The sequence below is a fragment of the Polaromonas sp. YR568 genome (assembly GCF_900116715.1).
GTDB lineage: Bacteria > Pseudomonadota > Gammaproteobacteria > Burkholderiales > Burkholderiaceae_C > Polaromonas.
Genome location: NZ_FPBM01000022.1, coordinates 1 through 3,299, shown reverse-complemented (window position 1 = coordinate 3,299; position 3,299 = coordinate 1). Strand labels below are relative to the sequence as shown.

General features: G+C 54.8%; 2 protein-coding genes. Both read right to left on the bottom strand.

What is annotated here, in order from left to right; all coding sequences use genetic code 11:
* On the bottom strand, window positions 1–1,284 hold a 1,284-nt coding region (locus tag BM408_RS22630; RefSeq protein ID WP_139237403.1), incomplete at its 3' end, for a tetratricopeptide repeat protein.
* Between the two features lie 19 nt (window positions 1,285–1,303).
* Window positions 1,304–3,073 carry an O-linked N-acetylglucosamine transferase, SPINDLY family protein gene (locus tag BM408_RS22625; RefSeq protein ID WP_254774920.1) on the bottom strand — a complete coding sequence of 590 codons (1,770 nt, stop codon included), beginning with the start codon at window positions 3,071–3,073 and terminating at the stop codon, window positions 1,304–1,306.
* Between the last annotated feature and the right edge of the window lie 226 nt (window positions 3,074–3,299).

The following is a 3,299-nucleotide window of genomic DNA, read 5'->3' as shown; positions in this document are numbered from 1 at the left end:
CGCGTCGGCGAGCAAAAGCTCGGCGGGCTGGTCGGCTACATAGTTATGGATGAACAGCAGATTGTTGTGCGCTATCACGCAGTCCGGGTCTAGCTCCAGAGCCCGGCGTACACTTTTCAGTGCCGACGTAAATTCGCCAAGACCTTTCAATACGTTAGCAAGCCCCACATGCGAATCTGCGTTGTCAGGATGTATTTTGAGCGCACGATGAAAGCTTTCCATGGCCGCATGGAGTTGACCGCCGGCCGCCAACGTGATGCCCAAATTGAAATGCCCATCCATGCTGTCCGGCTGTAGCCTTATTGCGTGGCGGAAATACGTTATGGCCTTCTCATGCTGACCGAGATCCCCGAGCGCGGCGCCCATGCTGTTGTACGCGGGAACGTAATCCGGGTCGACTTCTATTGCCTGCAGATGGGAAGCGACTGCGCGATCAGGTTGTCCATTCGCTTGCAGGGTCAAGCCCAGGTTGTGGTGTGCCGCAGCTAAAGTTGGATTGATTGCGAGCGCATGACGATAGCTGGCGATTGCCTCTTCAAATTTCCCCAATTCCTTCAATGTGCTACCAAGGTTGGTATGGATTTCGGCTAACTGGGAATCGACTGCCAATGCCCGGTGATAGCTGGCGGCTGCTTCATCGAACTGCCCGAGGTGTTGTAAAGCGATGCCTCGATTTTTCAGTGCGTCGACGTAGTCGGGTCTTAGTGCCAGCGCCTTGTCAAAATTCCCTACGGCCTCCTCAAACCGATCAAGCTCCATCATGGCGATACCCACATTGCTGTGTATCTCTGCCGAAGAGGGATTGATCTCCAGAGCCCGTTGATAGCACGCTATCGCGGCGAGATGCTGTCCAAGGTTTCCCAGCGCCACGCCTAGCGTTATGTGAGCATCCGCCAGATCAGGCTTCAACAAAATGGCTTTGCGGCACGCAGCTACTCCTGCATCCGTATTTCCCAGGCGCAGATGAGCATTGCCCATGTTGTAGTGAAGCGCGGCCGAATCAGGTTTGTAGGCAATAGCCTTCTCGTAGGCGCTCAATGCGCCTTGCGCGTCGCCCTGATCTAACAGTATGTTGCCCTGATTAAAGTGGGCGAGCGCCAGATCGGGTGCCATGCGAACGGCTGCTGCGTAGCATTGCAACGCTTCCTCAGGGAGTCCTTGGATCTCGAGCGATAGGCCCTTCTCAAGCATATGCTCGGCTTCATTCCGGGCATTTCCCTTTTCACTTCTACTGTCTGCGGAGGTGATGTCCTTTCTTTTCAGCAGTCGATCAAATAGTGTCACCTGTGCTCCTCGGAATTTATCATTCACGCGACGCTTGGTTCGCACACCATGTCACCCACATTCCGCGGAGGACTGCTTCAAAATGCCCGGCAAAGCGTGGGGCGTCAAATATGGGAGAGGCCTGCACTTGCTGTCTCAAGCCGGCACGCAAGGTTGCCAATTGTCTAAGATCGTTGGCATGAGATATCGCACGATGAACATAGTCCTCCGGGGTCGGTACCACCCAATCGGGTAGTGCCGCATTCATCATCAAACCAACACCTTGGCGAGATAAGAGGCTCTTTCCTGCCATGGTGAGCGTCGGAACTCCCATCCAGAGTGCTTCAACAGTGGTGGTTCCACCAGTATAAGGAAAGGGATCAAGCGCGATGTCCACCTCGTTATAGGATTTCAAATATTCAGCGCGTGGGACAGATCCAGAAAGTTTCAGGTATTCAGCGCCGATGCCGTGAGCTGAAAATCGTTCAATGACACTTTGCTGCATTGACAGCTGGCTGAGCTGGGGCGCCATGAGAAACAGGCGGCTATTCGGCACTGCAGTTAGTATTCTGGCCCACAGGGCCACTACAGCATCGTTCATCTTCGTCAGATTGTTGAAGCACCCAAAAGTCAGATAACCCCGGGAAATCGCAGGAAGCGGGCCGACTTGAAGACCTGGAGCTGGAGGGGTAAAGCAGAGGCGGGTTTCTGGCAGCCGCCATATCGTTTCGGTGAAATTAGACTCTTCACTTGCAGGCAGCGACCACGCGTCAGCAATGAAGTAATCGATAGCGGGTACCCCGGTGGTGGCAAAGTACCCCAGCCAGCTAACCTGTACAGGCGCCGGCTTCCAGGCAAACATGGATAAACGGTTGGAGGCTGCATGCCCCGACAAGTCTATTAGGATATCAATGCCGTCTGTGCGTATTCTCCGGGCCAACGCCTCATCCGTTAACCCTGAAACCTCGTTCCACGTGTGAAAATGAGATCTGATTCGATCAGTGATTTCGTCAGAACCGGGAAGAGTGGCATACGCAAATAGGACAACTTGTCCCGCCGTGCGTGACGCCAATGCTGCGATGGCCGCTTCCAGAAAATAGCCAACCGGATGAGCGCGCAGGTCTGCGGAAACAAATCCCACGCGCAGACATCGAGCCGGATCAGGAGAGTTCGGCCAACTTGTATAAGCGCGAGCTTGCTGCGTAACAAGGTCACCGTATCGCTTCGCGTCTATCAGCCGGGTACGTTCAAAAGAATCATCCAGAAAATTTTGAACTAACAGCAAGTTGCTGTGCGCTACAAAAAAAAACGGATCGATTTTCAGCGCCGTGCGGAAACTGGCTAAAGCCTCGGTGGGACGGCCAAAGATGGTGAGAATGGATCCAAGATTGACATGGGCTGCGGCAGAATGGGGATCGATTTCCAGTGCGCTGCGGTAGCACGCCATCGCGTCTTGGTGTTTGCCCAGTTCCTCAAGTGACAGGCCAAGTGTGACGTGGGCGTCCACAAACTCCGGCTTCAGCGAGATTGCCTGCCGGCAAGCCGCTATTCCGGCTTCCACGCGCCCCAGTCTCAGTAGCGCATTGCCCATGTTGTAGTGAAGAGCCGCCGAATCCGGTTTGAGGACTTTGGCCTTTTCATACGCCTCCAATGCGGTTGCGGCATCACCACGATCCAGCAATATGTTGCCTCGATGGAAGTGTGCTCTTGCCAACTCCGGCATCAGATGGATGGCCAGATCGTAACAATGCAGAGCACGGTCTATCTGGCCTTGGCTCTCAAATGCGATGCCTTCTTCAAGCGTGCGCACTGCAGCGAGTTCGGCGGCTTTGCTCTCGCTTTCGCCGTGGCCGAGGTCGTTTAGCCTTGCCTTGGATGACCGGCTAAGCGGCCTCATCTCTTGTCTCTTCAGCCGGCAGTTGTACACCGGTGTTCCGGTCGCACCATATATGCCACATGCTGCGCAGGGCGGTCTCGAAGTGGTGTGCAAAGCGCGGTGCGTCAAAGATGGGTGAATCCAGGACCTGCTGGCGCAA